At 66.0% G+C, this 16,954-nt stretch carries 14 protein-coding genes; 3 read left to right on the top strand and 11 right to left on the bottom strand.

All coding sequences use genetic code 11. The features are described 5' to 3' along the window. Positions 1–14 precede the first annotated feature (14 nt). The 7 genes from tssG to ACEN9Q_RS07790 are packed head-to-tail and all read right to left on the bottom strand — an operon-like array spanning position 15 to position 6,595. Positions 15–1,094 (bottom strand): type VI secretion system baseplate subunit TssG, encoded by a 1,080-nt coding sequence (gene tssG, locus ACEN9Q_RS07820; RefSeq protein ID WP_495627935.1) that lies wholly within the window; start codon positions 1,092–1,094, stop codon positions 15–17. Continuing rightward, positions 1,058–2,899: a type VI secretion system baseplate subunit TssF gene (gene tssF, locus ACEN9Q_RS07815; RefSeq protein WP_495627934.1), complete on the bottom strand. Its 1,842-nt coding sequence runs from the start codon at positions 2,897–2,899 to the stop codon at positions 1,058–1,060. Before tssF ends, tssG begins: the two co-directional genes overlap by 37 nt. A 1-nt stretch (position 2,900) precedes the next feature. Beyond that, entirely contained in the window at positions 2,901–3,395 is a 495-nt protein-coding gene (gene tssE / locus ACEN9Q_RS07810; protein WP_056442842.1) for a type VI secretion system baseplate subunit TssE, read from the bottom strand. Between the two features lie 15 nt (positions 3,396–3,410). Continuing rightward, positions 3,411–3,905, bottom strand: coding sequence for an Hcp family type VI secretion system effector (locus ACEN9Q_RS07805; RefSeq protein WP_056442839.1), 495 nt, complete (start codon positions 3,903–3,905; stop codon positions 3,411–3,413). A gap of 55 nt (positions 3,906–3,960) precedes the next feature. After that, on the bottom strand, positions 3,961–5,454 hold the full coding sequence (gene tssC / locus ACEN9Q_RS07800; RefSeq protein ID WP_495627933.1) for a type VI secretion system contractile sheath large subunit: 1,494 nt from the start codon (positions 5,452–5,454) through the stop codon (positions 3,961–3,963). A gap of 2 nt (positions 5,455–5,456) precedes the next feature. Continuing rightward, on the bottom strand, positions 5,457–5,960 hold the full coding sequence (gene tssB, locus ACEN9Q_RS07795; protein ID WP_495627932.1) for a type VI secretion system contractile sheath small subunit: 504 nt from the start codon (positions 5,958–5,960) through the stop codon (positions 5,457–5,459). A 29-nt stretch (positions 5,961–5,989) separates the two neighbouring features. Further along, positions 5,990–6,595 (bottom strand): outer membrane protein assembly factor BamD, encoded by a 606-nt coding sequence (locus ACEN9Q_RS07790; protein WP_495627931.1) that lies wholly within the window; start codon positions 6,593–6,595, stop codon positions 5,990–5,992. A gap of 317 nt (positions 6,596–6,912) precedes the next feature. Between ACEN9Q_RS07790 and tssK the strand changes: the two genes are divergently transcribed. Together tssK and icmH are read left to right on the top strand one after the other, a co-directional pair. Then, on the top strand, positions 6,913–8,274 hold the full coding sequence (gene tssK, locus ACEN9Q_RS07785) for a type VI secretion system baseplate subunit TssK (RefSeq protein ID WP_495627930.1): 1,362 nt from the start codon (positions 6,913–6,915) through the stop codon (positions 8,272–8,274). A 16-nt stretch (positions 8,275–8,290) separates the two neighbouring features. Continuing rightward, positions 8,291–9,055, top strand: coding sequence for a type IVB secretion system protein IcmH/DotU (gene icmH / locus ACEN9Q_RS07780; RefSeq protein ID WP_495627929.1), 765 nt, complete (start codon positions 8,291–8,293; stop codon positions 9,053–9,055). A 26-nt stretch (positions 9,056–9,081) separates the two neighbouring features. Here icmH and ACEN9Q_RS07775 read toward each other — a convergent pair whose 3' ends face one another. From ACEN9Q_RS07775 to ACEN9Q_RS07760, 4 genes are all read right to left on the bottom strand, one after another. After that, positions 9,082–9,951 (bottom strand): aldose epimerase family protein, encoded by an 870-nt coding sequence (locus ACEN9Q_RS07775; protein WP_495627928.1) that lies wholly within the window; start codon positions 9,949–9,951, stop codon positions 9,082–9,084. Between the two features lie 103 nt (positions 9,952–10,054). Further along, a complete protein-coding gene (locus ACEN9Q_RS07770; RefSeq protein ID WP_056442936.1) occupies positions 10,055–11,254 on the bottom strand; it encodes a XylR family transcriptional regulator in 1,200 nt (399 codons plus the stop codon). Positions 11,255–11,684: 430 nt separating this feature from the next. Next, positions 11,685–12,902, bottom strand: a complete 1,218-nt coding sequence (locus ACEN9Q_RS07765; RefSeq protein WP_056442784.1) for a helix-turn-helix domain-containing protein — start codon at positions 12,900–12,902, stop codon at positions 11,685–11,687. 195 nt (positions 12,903–13,097) lie between these two features. Then, positions 13,098–14,507 carry a glycoside hydrolase family 5 protein gene (locus tag ACEN9Q_RS07760; RefSeq protein ID WP_495627927.1) on the bottom strand — a complete coding sequence of 470 codons (1,410 nt, stop codon included), beginning with the start codon at positions 14,505–14,507 and terminating at the stop codon, positions 13,098–13,100. 322 nt (positions 14,508–14,829) lie between these two features. On the opposite strand from ACEN9Q_RS07760, the gene ACEN9Q_RS07755 reads away from it, so the two are divergent. Beyond that, positions 14,830–16,953, top strand: a complete 2,124-nt coding sequence (locus ACEN9Q_RS07755; RefSeq protein WP_495627926.1) for a beta-galactosidase — start codon at positions 14,830–14,832, stop codon at positions 16,951–16,953. Position 16,954: the final 1 nt, after the last annotated feature.

Here is a 16,954-nt window from a genome sequence, read left to right as displayed (position 1 = left end):
TGGAACCGCCTCGTTCAGGCGGCGTGGATTTCATAGTTCACGTCGGCGCGGTCGGCCGTTTGCGGGCCGTCGACGAGGAAGCCGTCCCAGCCCAGACGAGCGCCGCTGCGGTCGCCCGACAGCGCGACGCCGCGCACGTCCGCGGCGCGCAGCACGAGCCGCACTTCGTATTCGAGCGACAGGCCGGTGAACATGGTGACCATGTTCGCCAGCGCGCGCGCCGCGCTGCCGCCCGGCAGGAAGTCTTCGTACGCCTTCAGGTCCAGCGGGCCGATCACGAGCCGCAGGCGCAGGTCGCGCTGCCACACGCGCATGCCGGCCATGGCGCCCGCGCCCAGGGTGGCGTTGCCCATGCCGAGCGCGGTCTGCTGGGCGGCCGGGACGTCGTACCAGCGGCCGACGAACTGTTCGGCGCGCACGTCCTGGCCGAAGTACTCGGACAGCACACGCGCGATCTGCACGCTGGATGCGGGCCGCTGGCGCATGGCCGTCGCGAAGTACGCCACGGATTCGTCCAGCACGCCGTCGCCGTGATCGGACAGGCGCCGCCGCAGCGACGCATGCCCCATGCCGGCGAGGGACAGCAGCAGCGGCAGGAAGCCGTCCTTGCGGCCGCCGTATTTCAGCTCCAGGCGGTATTTGCGCCAGGCCTCGTAGAACAGCGCCAGCGTGCGGTTCGAAAAAGTGTCGAGGAAGGCGCGCGGGCCGTCGTCCCGTTCGGCGACCTGCTGCGCCGCGACGCGTTCCGTGTAATGGGCCGGCAGCGCGCCGCTCGAGCCCAGCATGCCCATGAACGTCGGCGTCAGGCGGATGTAGCGCAGCTCGCGCGCGTGCAGCGCGGCGGCCAGCGCGGCGCTGCCGGGTGCGACGGCGCGCGGTTCCGGCTGCAGCGACTCGATCTCGCTGGCCGGGAAGGCGAGCGAGGTGGAATTCGAAAAGCGCAGGAAGTTCGGCAGCAGTCCGTCTTCCGGCATGCCGCGGCGCAGCAGCCACAGCTCGATCATGCGCACGGCCTGGAAATACTGGAAGCGGTACGGCTGCGCGAACAGCCGCTCGATTACAGCAGGCTCAAATCGCCGCTTCGTGGCGTGCATCGCAGCAGCTCTCCCCCGGTCTTGTTCGAAATGATCACGAGTTGCGTGAAGCTGTTGGCATGCACGTACAGCCCGAGGAAGCGTTCGACGATGTGGGCGAACGCGTCGACGCCGCTGCCGACGAACGCTTCCTCGTCGATCGTCAGGCGCACCTCGATGCCGCGCACCATGCAGGCGAACGGATTCCCCGCCAGCCAGGCCGTCGTCGCGCGGTGCTCGACGGCGAGGACGCCGCCGATCTGGCGCTGCGACGCCGGCGACCGCGGCAGGTCGTACAGCGTCAGCATCTCGCGGAACGCGGCGATGCCCCCGCCCGACAGCGACAGGTGGTTCAGCGACAGGTGCGAGATCAGGCGCCAGTGCGCGCCGCGCCCGCGCTCGAAGCGGTACGACGGCGTGGGCTTGCGCAGGAAGCTGATCGCCTGCACGGCCGATCCGCCCTCGAGGAACAGGTCGCCGCCGCGCACGCCGTACGACAACAGGGCCGGCAGGTCGCGGTTGGTGCACGTGAGCTCGATGCTGAGCGTGTCGGTCTCGACGTCGGCCGGATCGAAATCGATGTCGACGACCGAGATCTGCGTCTCGTAGCCGGGGCTCCTCTCGGCCAGCAGCGGATCGCGCCGCATGATCCAGTAATGGCCGCTCTTGTCCGGCACCTGGCCGTGGCGCAGCGAGTAGAACGGCCGGAACTCGACGATGGATTCGCCCTGCGGCGTCTGGCGCACGAGGCGCACGCTGTCGATGGACTGCACCTCGAACGCGAAGGCGCGGCGGGCGTCCGCCAGCACCGGGTAGCTGTCCGTCGTGTGGGTCAGGCGGATCGGTTCGCCGCGCTGGCGGAACAGGTTCACGACGGGCGTGCAGCCCAGCAGCAGGTTGGTGGCGGACAGCGTGCCGAGCATGCGCGCCGTGTTCGAATCGGCGCGCAGGCCGGACAGCGCCAGGTGCAGCGTGACGGTGCGGCTTCCCGCCGGCAGCGCGGCCGTCAAGGCGGCCAGGTCGACGTCGAAGAAGTTGAACTTCTCCGGGAAGCAGAAGTATTCGGTGAGCAGGCGGTACGCGGTGTGCGAGCGGGCCGGGAAGTCGATCAGCGCCTCGTCCTCGCCATAGCCGGCCGGCCGCAGCGGCAGCGCGGACAGCGGGATCCAGCGGCCGTTGCCGTCGGCCTCCACGTAGGCGCAGACGGCGCGCATGAACAAGGCGTCGCGCAGCGCGGCACAGAACGACGGCTCGCCGTCGATGAACACGCGCAGGCTCGCGAGCTTGAGGCCTGCGACCGATGCGGCGCCCGTGGCGGCCAGCGTGATCGCGATGGACGACGATGCCTGCGTCGGCGGGCGGACGGCGTCCGGCGCGTCGAGGATGGCGTCGAAGCGGGCGCGCGTCAGCGCCAGCGGGGCCACCGTCACGGGATACGCGGTGCGGAAGGTGCACGGCGCGCCGCGCACCGGACGCGTGGCGAGCTGCGTGCCGCGCGGGATTTCCGTGGCGGCGCCGGGCTGCGCGGCGGCCGCGCCGAAGTCCATGCGCGCGATCGAACAGGACGGGAACGGGCGCAGGTAGTGCGGGTACAGCACTTCGAACAGCGCCTCGGTGAATTCGGGGTAATCGTCGTCCAGGCGCTTGGCGATGCGCGAATTCAGCAGGGCGAACGATTCGATCATGCGCTCGATGTGCGGGTCTTCGCACACCTCGCCGCCGATCAGCAGTTTGCCCGCGATCTTGGGATAGCGCTCGGAGAATTCGCGCGCGTGGCGGCGCAGGAAGCCGAGCTCCTGCTCGTAATACGGTAATAACTGGTCCAACTCAGGCTCCCGGGGCTGCCTGCCGGCGTGCCTTGCTGATGGTGTAATGCTGGCTGGAGGGCTGCAGCACGGCGTCGAAGTTCACCGGTTCGTGCGCCGCGCTCACGACCATCAGCGCGGTGATCGAGAAGTTCAGGCGGTTGACGGCGTCCTCGCGCAGTTCGAGCCGGGCCTGGACGTTGCGCAGGCGCGGTTCGTGGCGCGCGATCGCGGCCTCCAGGCTCTTGCAGATGAACGCGCGGTCGTCGGTGCTCGACAGCGACAGGCCCGCGAAATCGTGCAGGCCGTACGCGACGATGGAACGTGCGCATTCGGGAAAGCGCCGGAAGGTATCTTCCGGCATCACGGAGCGGGTATTCAGCAGCGCCTCGAGATCGCGCGCCACCGAATCCTTCATTTCCTCGAGCGAGACGCGCGGCACGGTGCCCGCCTGGGCGTGCCCCGGCCGCTCGATCAGGCGGTCGAACAGCCCGGGCATGAAACCTTTGGCGGACATCGTGCCGGCCCGCTATCAGGCGGCGATCTTGTTGGCCGACAGGTCCCAGCCGCCCGACGTGTTACCGCCCGAGCCGCCGCCGACCTTCTGCTGGGTGTACTTCCACTTGACCTTGGAGTACTTGATCGCCACGTCTTCGGTCAGGATGTTGCCCGGCTCGACGGCCGGCGCCACGCTGCTGATCAGGACATTTTCCAGCTCGATCTCGAAGTACTTCACGCGCTCGCCCTGGCCGTCGGCACGCAGGAACTCGAACTTCGCCTTCGGGATGGTCTTGCCGGACGAGCAGGTCTGCAGCAGGATCGGGGTGGCCAGGTCGGCCAGCTTGGAGACGACGATGTCCTTGTGCTCGGTGCGCTCGGCCGTGTGGCCGCCGCCGGTCGACGCGGTCGCCGATTTCGGTTGCAGGACTTCCCACTGGACGCTCTTCACTTCGATCCAGTCCTTGTGGGTGGCGTCGGCGGATTCGCCTTTGATGCCGTCGATTTGCAGGTAGACGTCGATTGCCATGTTGTTCTCTTCCTTTCAGTTCGGTTTGATAACGGGGGGGGTAAAACGGGGTTGATCAGCTATTGGCCGATGCCGGGAGCTCGGCGACCAGGCGGAGCGACACCGACAGCTCGTCGAGCTGGAAATGGGGACGCAGGAACGAGACGGCGCGGTACACGCCGGGACGGCCCGGCACTTCCGACACCTGCACGCTCGCCTCGCGCAGCGGGAATTGCGCCTTCTGTTCCTGGCTCGCGTTGTCGTCGAGGAGGACGTACTGGGTCAGCCAGCGGTTCAGGAAGTCCTCGACGTTGGACGCCGCGGCGAAGCTGCCGATCTTGTCGCGCATCATGGCCTTCATGTAGTGGGCAATGCGCGACACGGCGAAGATGTACTGCAACTGGGCCGACAGCACGGCGTTCGCGTTGGCCGCGTCGCTGTTGTACTTGCGCGCCTTCTGCGCCGACTGCGCGCCGAAGAAGGCCGCGTAGTCCGTGTTCTTGCAGTGCACGAGCGAGATGAAGCCGAGGTCCGACAGCTCCTTTTCGCGGCGGTCGGTGATGGCGATCTCGGTCGGGCACTTGAGCGCGATCTCACCCTCGTCCGTCTTGAACGTGTGCGTGGGCAGGTTCTCGACGAGGCCGCCGCCTTCGACGCCGCGGATCGCCGCGCACCAGCCGTAGTCCTCGAACGCGCCCGTCAGCTTGGTGCCGAACGCATACGCGGCGTTACACCACAGGTATTTGTGATGGTCGGTGCCGTCGACGTCCTCGACGAAGTTGAAGCCTTCGGTCGTGGCGCCGTCGGCCGGGTTGTACGGCAGGCGGCCCAGGAAGCGCGGCAGGGTCAGGCCGACGTAGCGCGCGTCTTCCGACTCGCGGAACGATTTCCACTTCGCGTATTCGACGGTGTCGAACACCTTCGACAGGTCGCGCGGCTTGCCCAGGTCGGAATAGCTCTCCAGGCCGAACAGCTCGGGCGACGCGGCCGAGATGAACGGCGCGTGCGCGGCCGCGGCCACGTGCGACATCTGCTCGACGAAGTACATGTCTTCCGGCTGGCGCGTGATCTCGAAGTCGCCCAGCAGCGCCCCGAACGGCGCGCCGCCGAAGGTGCCGAATTCCTCTTCGTAGACCTTGCGGAACATGGTGCTCTGGTCGAACTCGATGGCGCTCTGGAAGTCCTTCACCAGCTCGCGCTTGGTCGCGTTGAGCATCTTGACCTTGAGGTTCGGGCTCGTGGCGGTATTCTTCACGAGGTAGTTCAGGCCCGTCCAGCTGGACTCCAGTTTCTGGAATTCGGGCGCGTGCATCACGGCCGACAGCTGCGCCGAGATCAGGCGGTCCAGCTCCGCCACGCGGGCGTCGATGGTGGCCGCCAGGTTGTCGGACACGACGACCGTGCCCTCCATGACCTGGTTGACCAGTTCCGCGATCAGGTCGCGGGCGCGCGCATGCTCGGCGCTCGACTTGGCGACCTTGCTCTGCTCGACGATCCGGTCGAGCAGATCGGCTTCGGGAGCGGGCTGCGTGGTGTCGGCCGCGAGGGCGGTGCTTTGGAGTGCGGACATGATCACTCTTTCGTCGTCTGCTGGCCGAGGCTGGCCATCGTTTCGGTGCTGTTCAACACGTCGTTGAGCAGGTCTTCGAGCTTGTCGTTCCCGGCCAGCTTGTTGCGCAGGTCGGCCAGCCTGGTGCGCGCCTCGAGCAGCTTGCGCAGCGGCTCGACCTGGTTGACGACGGCCTCGGGACGGAAATCGTCCATCGAACGGAACGTCAGGTCGACGCCGAACTGGCCGCCCTCGCCCGTCAGCTCGTTCTGCACGCGGAACGCCGCGTGCGGCTCGACGCCCTTCATGACTTCGTCGAAGTTGTCGCGGTCGATGCCGACGAAGCTGCGTTCCTTGAGGCGTTTTTGCGGCGCTTCCGAATTGCCGCCGAAATCGCCGACGACGCCGACGACCATCGGCAGCTCCTTGTTCTCGATCGCGTCGCCGATCTCGACGTCGTACGTCATTTGCACGCGCGGCGGGCGGACTTTCTGCAGCTTTTTCTGCACACTGGAATTTCTGGACATGGGATTCCCCTGGGGTTGAATCGGACTTGTTATTTCAGCGCGCCGAACGGGTCGGCACCGGACGACCCCGCGGCGGCCTGCCTGACTCTCGCCCTGGCGCGACCGCGGGCGACGGCCTTCGCCGGCGCAGGCGCGGCGACGGGCGGCGGGACGAGCACCTGCTCGCCCAGGCTCTCGCGCAACAGCTTGGCCAGGTCCTGCGATTCGGTCCGGATCGAGCCGGACAAATTGTTCTGCCGGCTCAGGTCCGCCAGCGCGCGCGTCGACAGCCGCAGGCCGCTGATGGCGATGATGCTGTTCGCCAGGCGGTCGTTCGGATCGCGCACGAGCACTTCCTGGGCGTTGACGATGGCCTCGCCGTACTGGCCGGCGTCGTAGCGGGTCTGGGCGATGCTGGACCACGGTGCCTTGTCGGCGGGGTAAGCGGCGGCGGCTTCCTTCCACAGGGTCACCGCGTCCTCCTTGCGGCCGGCCGTATTGGCGTCGGCGGCCTTGGCGAGCAGCTCTTCCATCGTCGGGACGGGTGGCTTCTCGGCCACCTCCGGCTTCGTCGTGGCGCAGGCCGAAAGCAGGATGGCGCAGGCGGCGGCGCCGAAGAAACGGCTGATCCGGCCGAACGGGAATGCTGGGGTCATGCGGGTCCTCGCAACTGTTAAAGAAATGATGTCACGCGATTAACTTTGTAAAACTTTTTTTATAGTATCAGAATTGTTTTCTTGATCAAGCTCAATTTTTTGCCAATCGTACGCGTGTCGATGAGTAGTAAAACACTCACTAAAACTCACTATTTCCTTGGGAATTGCCCCGTAACCGGCTGGAATCCTATGTTTATATGGAGAAATATCACGAATTGTCACAAAGAAAATTTGTGTCTTAATCGTGCGCTACATATCCGTAATAAATGTTACTGTTATGCCATTTTCATCTTCGGCAGCACAGGGACGACGAGCGCATGAGCGGCAAAATCTTATGGGGTGAAGGACTCTTCCTGCGCCCCCAGCATTTCCAGCAGCAGGACCACTACCACGAGGAGCGCCTGCACCGCACGGCGGCCCTGCTGCACCCGTATGCCTGGGGCATAGGCGCGCTGCAGGTCGACCGCGACGCGCTGGCGAACGACACGCTGCGCCTGCTCGAACTGTCGCTGCGCTTCCCGGACGGCGAGCTGTATTCGGCGCCGGGCGGCGACGAACTGCCGGACGCCATCGACCTGGGCCAGCTGCCGCAATCCGTGCAGGCCGTGACGTATCACGCCGCCCTGCCCGGCTTCAAGCCTTACGGCGCCAATTTCAGCGGCCACAGAACGAATGGCGCGGACGGCGCGGACGCGGCCAACGCCGCCCGCTTCCGCCAGCTCGACCGCGACACGCCGGACCTGTACACGCAGGCCGCCAGCGCCCAGCTGACCTATCTGCGCAAGACCGTGCGCCTCGTCTCGGATGCGGAACCGCTGGACGCCTATGTGCACGTGCCCGTGCTGCGCCTGCGCCGCGCGGCCACCGGCGGCTTCGAACTGGATGGTTCGTTCGTGCCGCCGTGCCTGACGATCAAGAGCGCGCCGCTGCTGTTCCTGCAGCTGCGCCGCCTGCTCGACGCGCTGCAGGCGAAGGTGAGCGCCCTGTACGGCCACCACCGCGAGCCGAGCCGGCACGTGATCGAATTCCGCTCGGGCGACATGTCGTCGTTCTGGCTCCTGCACACGGCCAGCACGGCATGCGCGACGCTGGCGCACTACTTCCACCACCCGTCGCTGCATCCGGAGCGGCTGTACGAACAACTGCTGTCGCTGGCCGGCAGCCTGATGACGTTCTCGAAAAGCTGGACGCTGGCCGACCTGCCGCCCTACCAGCACGCCGATCCCGGCCCCGCGTTCGCGACGCTGCACCAGATCATCCGCGAACTGCTCGACACCGTGATCTCGTCGCGCTACTTCGCCATCGCCCTGCGCGAAGTGAAGCCGTCGTACTGGCACGGCATGCTCGATTCCGAGAAGATCGACGACAAGACGACGTTTTATCTGGCCGTGTCGGGCGACACGCCGGCCAGCGAACTGGTGGACGTGGTGCCGCTGCGCCTGAAGATCGGCGCGCCGGACGACGTGGAGAAATTCGTGCTGTCGGCGATGCCCGGCGTGCGCCTCGTGCACGCGCCGCAGGTGCCCGCGGCCGTGCCCGTGCGCCCGGACGCCGTGTACTTCGCCATCGAGGCCAAGGGCCAGATGTACGAACGCATGCTGCAGGCGCAGTCGATCTCGATCTACGTCCCGGGCAGCATGGCCGACGTGAAGCCCGACCTGGTCGCCGTGACATCCTGAAAACGAGAGACTTTCCATGACCACCGCAACCGCACCTTCGCTCATGGCGGCCGGCGCCGCCGCGTCCGCGCCCGCCGCGCCGCAGGCCCTGCTTGACCTGATGTACGACGGCTTCTACGCCCTGTTCATGCTCAAGAACGGCAATGGCCCGCAGGACGACGCCGCGTTCGCGCGCAAGATGACGCAGTTCCTTGACGACTTCGGCCGCAACGCGCGCAAGCACAACGCGTCGCCGGACGACGTCGACGCGGCGAAATACGCGTTCTGCGCGGCCGTCGACGAGATCATCCTGCGCTCGACCTTCACGATCCGCGACGCGTGGGAACGGCGCCCGCTGCAGCTGCAGCTGTTCGGCGACCAGCTGGCCGGCGAACACTTCTTCGAGCGCCTGGAGCGGCTGCGCGCGCGCGGCAGCAGCCACGTGGAAGCGCTCGAGGTCTTCCACATGTGCCTCCTGCTCGGCTTCCAGGGCCGCTACATCCTGGAGGGGACGGAAAAGCTGAACTACCTGACGTCGCGCCTGGGCGACGAGATCGCGCACATGAAGGGGCGGCGCGGCGGCTTCGCGCCGCATGCGGAGCGCCCGGACCAGATCCGCCACAAGCTGCGCAGCGACCTGCCGCTGTGGGTGCTGTACTCGGTGTTCGGCCTGATCTGCGTGCTCGGGTACGCGGGCCTGCGCACGTCGCTCGGCCGCACGAGCGAGGCGCGCATGAACGGCTACACCGATGTCGTCAAGATGGCGCCGCGGGCGGCGAATTTGACGATCACGCTGCCGTAACGAGCCGCGATCGTCGAGGCAGAGCGCTACCCCTGCAACGACAACCGGTACACCGTCGTCTGCCGATAGACCTGCCCGGGCAGGAGCATCACGCGCGGCCAGGCGGCGCTCATCAGGCCGGGCCTGGCGTGGGCTTCGACACGGAAGGCGTCCAGGCGCTGCGCCCCCGCGGGCACGGGGCCGCTGCAGAAGCGCACGGCGGCCTCGGTCGTGTACATTTGCAGCCGGCGGCCGGAAGCCGGGTCGAACACGCGGGCCACTTCACGCAGGGCGCCCTGCCCGCCGGCGAAGTGGTTGCGCACGCAAAAGCAGTGGTCGAATCCGCCGGCCCGGTGGAGTTGCGTGTCGGTCCAGCGCAGGCGCGGGCCGATGGCGGCCGGCTGGCGGAAGTCGAACGGCGTCCCGCCCACGGCGGCCACGCCGGCCGGGACGCCGCCGGGGCCCGCTTCCTCGAAATAGTCGGCGTCGATCTGCACCATGTGGTCGCCCACGTCGGCCTGGCCGCCGGAGAGGTTGAAGGACGGATGCGCCAGGGCCGCCAGCGGAATCGGCATGCCGGCCACGGCCTGGTACTCGATCGTCAGCGCGCCGTCGTCGTCGAGCCGGTAATGAACCAGCATGCCGGCGCCGTCGCCGCCCGAGGTCAGCGCCAGCGTGACGCCGGTGGCGGTCTGGCGCCCCTCCCAGCGCGCGGCACGGCCCTTGGCCGGCGCGGCCGCGGCGGGGCCGGCCCGCAGCATGTCGGCCATGCGGCCGTAGCGGTCCGGCGCGTGCCAGGCGCGCGGCTGCGCACCCCGCTCGCCGATCGTCACGGTCATGCCGGCCGCATTTTCGAGCATGAATGCGCGCTCGCCGGCCAACGGGGCCGGGGCGCCCTGGATGAGATGGATCGTCATTACAGTCTGGCTTCCTGATGTCGGATATGAAGCCATTGTCCCGGCCCGCGCAAGGCCTTTCAATTATGAAAATTACCAACGGGGAGAACGTTTCTCGCCGACGCTACGCCGCCACGGACAACGTGTCGCGCTCGCCGAGCGCGCGGTCGCGCCAGGCGCGCGGCGTACAACCCAGTTCGCGCTTGAACACGAGGTGCATGTACTGGGTGGACGTGAACCCGCAGCCGAGCGCCACGTCCGCGATGCTGCGCTCGCCGCTTTCCAGGCCCGCCTTGGCGGCATCGAGCTTCGAACGCAGGATCATGTCGTGCACGCTGCAGCCCAGCTCCTGGCGGAAATACACTTCCAGCGACGAGCGCGACACCCCCACGTACTCGGCCACCTGGTGCGTCTTGATGCCCTGGCATGCGTACTGGCGGATGTAATGGCAGGCGCGCATCACGTGCGGATGCTTGACGGCCTGGAAGCGGCTCGACGCGAGCACGTTGATGCCCGCCGGCGGCACGAGGATCTGCGTGTTCGCGAGACGTACGCCGTGCAGCATCTGTTCCAGCAGATGCGCCGCCGTGCGGCCCATCTCGTGCGCGCCCTGGATCACGGAACTGAGCGGGATGCGGGTGAGCATGCGCACGAGGGGGTCGTTGTCGATCCCGATCAGCGCCACCTGCTCGGGCACCGAGATGCCGGCGATGGCGCAGGCCTGCAGCAGCTGGCGCGCGCGCGCATCGGTGACGGCGATGACGCCCACCGGCTTGGGCAGGCTGCGCAGCCAGTCGATCTGGCCCTGGACCGCCGCGTCCCACGACGCCGCGCTCGTTTCGCAGCCGCGGAAGATCTCCGCTTCCATCCGGTCTTCCGCCATCAGGCAGCGAAACGCCTGCTCGCGCTCCTGCGCCCAGCGGCTTTCCTGCGCTTCCGGCAGGCTGAACATGGCAAAGCGTTGCAGGCCGACGTCGATCAGGTGGTCGTGGGCCAGCTTGACGAGCTTGAAATTATCCGTCGCCACATACGGCACGCCGGGCGGATACGCGGCGTCGCTGGCATACGAACCGCCCACGGCCACGACGGGCACCCTGCAGCCGGACAAGGCCTGTGCCACGGCCGGGTCGTCGAAATCGGCAATGACGCCGTCGCCCTGCCAGCGGTCCATGCCGGCCAGGCGCAGCCGGAAATCCTCCTCCAGAAACAGATCCCAGGCGACGCGGGTACCGCCCAGGTGGGCGGCGATACCGGCGATCACTTCGCGGTCGAACGTTTTATTCCCGTTGAACAGCAGCGCAATCCGATAGGCTTTAGTCTTCATGCGGCGTTCCCCGCAGATCGATTCCATTCATCGTCGTCTCCTAATGATTCTTTTTTTGTTTTAATGCCGATTTATTCGGCCGATAAAAACCATGCCGCCCGCGCCGAAGCGCGCATCAAGGAATGAACGGGCGCCGGAATCAATCCGCATCCCGGCGGCGCACGGCATGCGGGTCGGGATGAATTGCAGCGCTAATGAATTGGTCCAGCCATAAGGACATCGCGCTCATTGCGAGCACGTGACTGGAGTGGGATAGGCACGGGGGATGCGCAGTCATGGGATGGTTCCTCGTAGCGTGACCTGGACGCCGGCGGCGGCGGCCCTTCAACTCAAGGATAGGGCGCCATCCCGGGCGCCTCTAACGTACGTACCGCGTTTTCTATCACCGTGCAGAAATTACGATGACTTCTGCAAGGAGTGGAAGGCCGGATCAGCCGTTTTCCACTTTTTTCGGCGGCGCCGGCGCCGTGGGGACCGGCTCGGCGGGCGGCGCCTGCGGGGGCGCAAGCGTCCGGAACGTCTTGGGTGTGCAGCCGTATTCTTCCTTGAACAGCCGGTTGAAATACGACACGTTGGCATAACCGACCGAATATGCGATTTCGGCGACGGTCGCGGCGCTCTTTTCCGTCAGCAGGCGGGCCGCTTCCGTCAGCCGCAACTTATTCAGATAACTGGTGAATGTCATGCCGAGTTCCGTCTTCAGCACCTCGTTCACCTTGTTCCGGTTCGCGCCGGTGCCGGCCACGACACTTTCCAGATCCAGCTCGGGATTCGTGTAATTCGTCGCGATGAATTTCAGCACCGACGCTTTTTCCTCGTCCCGATAAGGCGCGACGGTCAATTGGCGATAGGCGACGAGCGGCAAATCCTTTTTCAGCCGGTAATTCAGGCTGGCGGCCAGCGTGCGCGCATGGGTCCGGAAAAACCACACGCCGAACAGGATCCAGCCGGCCAGCAGAATCACCACGAGCGCGGCGATATAACGGTAATCGTGCCCGCGCAATGTGATATTGCTGATCTCCACCCGCGAATCGATATTGAACGGCGTTTGCGAACTCGATCCGAAGGCCAGCACCGTCACCTTGTCAAGCTTATAACCCTGCGACGCCAGGTCCAGCTTCATCATGTAGAACCACCAGCCCGGAATGGTCATCCGCCGCATGTCGAGGGAAACGGGAACGCCCTGCTCGTTGCACGAGAAGAAAGTAACGGGCGACCGGTAAGTCAGGAACTCGCCGGGCCTCGAAATTCTGTCGTCGAATATCGTCAGGCCGAACACCATGGGATCCGCGGGGCTGCAACGGGCGAGAAAGGTGATGGTGTCGTATTTCGACAAATCCACCGTGGCGAGGCTGCCTTTCGCGTCCTTTGCCACGAACCTGGCACCGGCGAAAGGATACGGTGCCTTCCTCGTCAATTTGTAGTCGAACGCCAGCTTGTCCGCCCCGGATGCGCGCAGCCGGACCGTCGACGTCCCGCCCTGATCGCCGTCCGCGGTCGTGACAGCCTCCCAGCGGACGCCGTCGCGGAGCGTCGGCGACAGCGTGTAGGTCGGCTGGCTCAGGAAGATGAACAACACGGCGAGCAGCGCATCCACGGCCAGCAGCGCGATCAGGACGAGCAGTGACTTCTTGTAAAACTCTTGCATTGTGAACGTCGGTTGGTGTCTCGGTGCACCGCCTCTGCCGGGGGCGCGTGCTGCGATCATAACAGCGACGTCCGCAACGGCCCAAAAAAAAGGGGGCGGCCAGGGCCGCCCCGAAAACCTACCATGCCAGGCGGTAGGAGACTACTCGGTCAACCCGGAGTCGCGAACGCACCGCGCCCGCCCCTCCCGGGTGTATTACTTGGCGGCGTTCACGATGGCGCCGATCACGTCCGCATACCCTTGCGTGCCGTTCGAACGGTTGAACAGGCCGGACTGGTGGTTGGCGGTGTAACCGTTATCCCAGTACATCGGCACGACGCCGTGCGTGAACGCGGAATGCGTGATGTACTGGTCCCAGTACTTGCGATACGTGCCGGCGGCGTCGTACTCGGTGCGCACGCTGGCCGCGTACTCGCCCAGGATGACGGGGACGCCCTTGTCGACGAAGCCGGACTTCATTTTCTGGAACTGGCCGTCGACGTAGGACTCGTTGGCCCAGCCGGACGGATTGGCGGCCTGGCCCCACTTCCACTCGGTCGAGCTGGTGTCGAGCGCAAAGCTGTACGGATCGTAGAAGTGCACCTCCATCATCAGGTGGTTCGCGATCCAGTCGCTCGGCATCGTGGCGTTGCACGTCACCGCGTTGTTGATGTTCGTGTTGTAGGCCTGGACCACCAGGTGGCGCGAGGCGTTGTTGCCGCCCGTGGCGCGCACGGCGTTGATGAAGGTCTGGTTGAAGCCGTTCTGCACGCTGCAGTATTCCGTCGTCGGCGGATTGTAGTTACCGTCGACCATGACCTCGTTGGTCCCCGCAAACAGCAGCGTGTCGTCATGGTTCTTGAAGTTGTTCGCGATCTGCGTCCAGAACTTCGTCAGGCGCGCATTGGCGGTGCCCTGCTGGGCATAGGTCGGCTGCATCCAGCCGCCGTCCCAGTGAATGTTGATCATCGTGACCAGGCCCGCGTTGTGGGCGTAGTTCACCACTGCCGTCACGCGGTCCATCCACTGCGGGCTGATGTTGTCGTTGGCGTCCGCGTATTCCTTCCACGAGATGGGGATGCGCACGCTCTTGAAGCCGGCCGCCTTGATGCCGTCGAAGATCGCCTGGTTCGCGGCCGGGTTGCCCCAGTTCGTCTCGGCGAAGCTGGTGCTGCCCCACACATACGTGCCCATCGCTTCCAGCGTGTTGCCGAGGTTCCAGCCGGGCGACATCTGCGCCGACAACTGCATGCTGGTGAGGTTGCGCATGACGCCGACGCGTACGGCACGCGCGGCGCCGGCGTTGTAGCCGGTGCCGCCGGCCGTGAACTTGACCCAGTACCAGTAAGCTTCGCCCGGCGCGGCCTTGGTGTCCGTGTAGCTCGTCGCGGAATTACCCAGCTGCGCGATGCGGGTGCGGCCGCTGGGGTCCGGGTCGGTGTCGCGGTAGACCTGGATGCCGCTGACGGCGCCGCTGACGGTCCAGTTCAGCTGCACGCCATTGCCGTTGCCGGTCGCCGACAGGCATACCGTGGCGCCGCCGCCGCTGCCGCAGCTCTGGGCCTGCGCGAACGGTGCCGCGACGACCAGCATGGACAACATCGCCTTCGATAGCAGTGATTTCACGTCGTTCTACCTTTCATGAAGGGGCCCGGTCCGGCATCTCCTCCAGCCGGGCCGGTTGGGAAATCGTCGGAAAAAAGCGGTTGGCCGCATGGCTGCGGGCGGCAATGTCGTTCAGCGGTCGTTAGCGGCTGTTGGTCTATATTGTGTCGGCGGGACGATGCTGCCGCAATTGTGAAATCCGCCAGCGCCGGGATGAAAATTCGCACCGGCGCGGACTGCGACAAATCGTTGCGGCGCTGGCGGTTTTTGTAATTGCAGGACTATCGCGCGGCTCGTCACAATGGCATATTGTCCACACCTGTATCCACAAGAAAGGTATTGAATGTTTACACGGAGACTCCTCGCCTGCGCGGTCGCCTGCGCGATCGCTGCCTGCGCGCCCGCAGGGGCGGCACCGGCGGCGGCCACGCAGCCGGACTTCCCGACCGTACTGTACGGGGCCGCCTACTACCATGAGTACATGCCGTACGAGCGGCTGGACAAGGACGTCCAGATGATCAAGGCGGCCGGCTTCAACGTCGTGCGCCTGGGCGAATCCACGTGGAGCCTGTGGGAGCCGGAAGACGGCCGCTTCGACTATGCGTGGATGGACCGCGTCGTCGACGCGATGGGCAAGGCGGGCATCAAGGTCATCATGGGCACGCCCACGTATTCGATCCCGGCGTGGATGGCGCACCAGCATCCGGAAATCCTGGCGACGAAATTCGGCGGCGCGAAGAACACCTACGGCATGCGCCAGAACATGAACACGGATTCGCCCGCCTACCGCTTCTATGCGGAGCGCCTGATCCGCCGCATCGCCGCCCACTACAAGGACAACCCCAACGTCATCGGCTGGCAGGTCGACAACGAGACCGGCAGCTACGGCGCCGCCAACGACGACGTGTTCATCCGCTTCCAGCACTACCTGGAAAAGAAATTCGGCACGCCGGAAAACCTCAGCCGCGCATGGTTCCTGAACTACTGGGGCCAGAACCTCCATACCTGGGAAGACCTGCCGCGGCCGGACGGCGCGCAGAGCACGGGCTACAAGCTGGAATGGTCGCGCTGGGGCCAGATGCGCGTCACCGACTTCCTGCACTGGCAGGCGCAGCTCATCCGCGAATGCGCCGGGCCGCGCCAGTTCGTCACGCACGATTTCGCCGGCTCGCTGCATGCGGACGTCAACGAGGAAGCCGTCGCGCGCGGACTCGACATCCCCGGCGTGAACATCTATCACTGGGGCACGCAGGACCAGTACAACGGCGCCGACCAGAAGCTGCAGGCCGACTTCACGCGCTCGCTCAAGGGCGGCAACTTCCTCGTCACGGAAACGAATGCGCAGACGACCGACTGGAGCTCGTCGTTCCAGTACCCGCCGTACGACGGCCAGTTCCGCGAGGACGTCTACACGCACCTGTCGAACGGCGCCGACATGGTCGAATACTGGCACTGGGCGTCGATCCACGCGAACCAGGAGACGTACTGGAAAGGCGTGCTGTCGCACGACCTGGAGCCGAACCGCGCGTATGCGGAAATGAGCCGCACGGGCCACGAGCTGCAGAAGATCGGCCCGCGCCTCGTCGGCCTGCGCATCCATAACGACGTGGCGATCCTGTGGAGCCGCGATTCGCTGAACGCCGTCAACGACATGCCGTTCGCGAAGCCGTCGCAATGGGGCGCGGGCGGCAGCAACGCCGACTACGGCGCGCAGGTGCGCCAGATCCACCACGCGCTGTACGACCTGAACGTCGGCACCGACTTCGTGTTCCCCGAGACGCAGGACCTGTCCGCCTACAAGGTGCTGATCGTGCCCATGCTGTACGTGGCGGACGACGCCCTGCTCCAGCGCATCGCGGACTACGTGCGCAAGGGCGGCCACGTCGTGATGACCTTCAAGAGCGGCTTCACGAACGAGAACGCGGCCGTGCGCTGGACGATGGCGCCCGGCCCGCTGCGCCAGGCGCTCGGCTTCCACTACCAGGAATTCTCGAACCTCGCCCAGCCCCTCGCGCTCAAGGGCGATCCGTACCACACCGGCGCCGACAACAAGGTGCGGTACTGGGCCGAGTTCCTGCAGCTGGACACGGCCAAGGCCCTCGCCTGGTACGACCACCCGTTCTTCGGCCGCTGGCCCGCCATCACGTCGAACCAGTACGGCAGCGGCAAGGCCGTCTACGAAGGCACGTATCTGTCGGACCAGCTGCAGAAGGCGGTGCTGCAATCGGTGCTGCAGGAACAGGGCCTGATCGGCCCCGACCAGCAGCTGCCGGCGAACATCCAGGCGCGCACCGGCGTCAACCGGTTCGGCAAGACGATCCGCTACTACTTCAACTACTCGGGCGCCCCGGCAAGCTTCGCATACCACCACAAGGCCGGCACGGACCTGCTGACGTCCCATGCCGTGAAGGCGGACGAGACGGTCAACCTGGGACCGTGGGACCTCGCGATCGTCGAAGAGAACTGAC

The organism is Massilia sp. Masssp93 (assembly GCF_059491295.1).
Note: the sequence above shows the minus strand (reverse complement) of the source record. Positions and strands in the feature narration are given on the sequence as shown.

What these genes read in the sequence shown, in the direction of transcription:
- tssG (WP_495627935.1), bottom strand. Translation starts at nt 1,094, where the DNA reads ATGCACGCCACGAAGCGGCGATTTGAGCCTGCTGTAATCGAGCGGCTG.
- tssE (WP_056442842.1), bottom strand. Translation starts at nt 3,395, where the DNA reads ATGTCCGCCAAAGGTTTCATGCCCGGGCTGTTCGACCGCCTGATCGAG.
- ACEN9Q_RS07805 (WP_056442839.1), bottom strand. Translation starts at nt 3,905, where the DNA reads ATGGCAATCGACGTCTACCTGCAAATCGACGGCATCAAAGGCGAATCC.
- tssC (WP_495627933.1), bottom strand. Translation starts at nt 5,454, where the DNA reads ATGTCCGCACTCCAAAGCACCGCCCTCGCGGCCGACACCACGCAGCCC.
- tssB (WP_495627932.1), bottom strand. Translation starts at nt 5,960, where the DNA reads ATGTCCAGAAATTCCAGTGTGCAGAAAAAGCTGCAGAAAGTCCGCCCG.
- ACEN9Q_RS07790 (WP_495627931.1), bottom strand. Translation starts at nt 6,595, where the DNA reads ATGACCCCAGCATTCCCGTTCGGCCGGATCAGCCGTTTCTTCGGCGCC.
- tssK (WP_495627930.1), top strand. Translation starts at nt 6,913, where the DNA reads ATGAGCGGCAAAATCTTATGGGGTGAAGGACTCTTCCTGCGCCCCCAG.
- icmH (WP_495627929.1), top strand. Translation starts at nt 8,291, where the DNA reads ATGACCACCGCAACCGCACCTTCGCTCATGGCGGCCGGCGCCGCCGCG.
- ACEN9Q_RS07775 (WP_495627928.1), bottom strand. Translation starts at nt 9,951, where the DNA reads ATGACGATCCATCTCATCCAGGGCGCCCCGGCCCCGTTGGCCGGCGAG.
- ACEN9Q_RS07770 (WP_056442936.1), bottom strand. Translation starts at nt 11,254, where the DNA reads ATGAAGACTAAAGCCTATCGGATTGCGCTGCTGTTCAACGGGAATAAA.
- ACEN9Q_RS07765 (WP_056442784.1), bottom strand. Translation starts at nt 12,902, where the DNA reads ATGCAAGAGTTTTACAAGAAGTCACTGCTCGTCCTGATCGCGCTGCTG.
- ACEN9Q_RS07755 (WP_495627926.1), top strand. Translation starts at nt 14,830, where the DNA reads ATGTTTACACGGAGACTCCTCGCCTGCGCGGTCGCCTGCGCGATCGCT.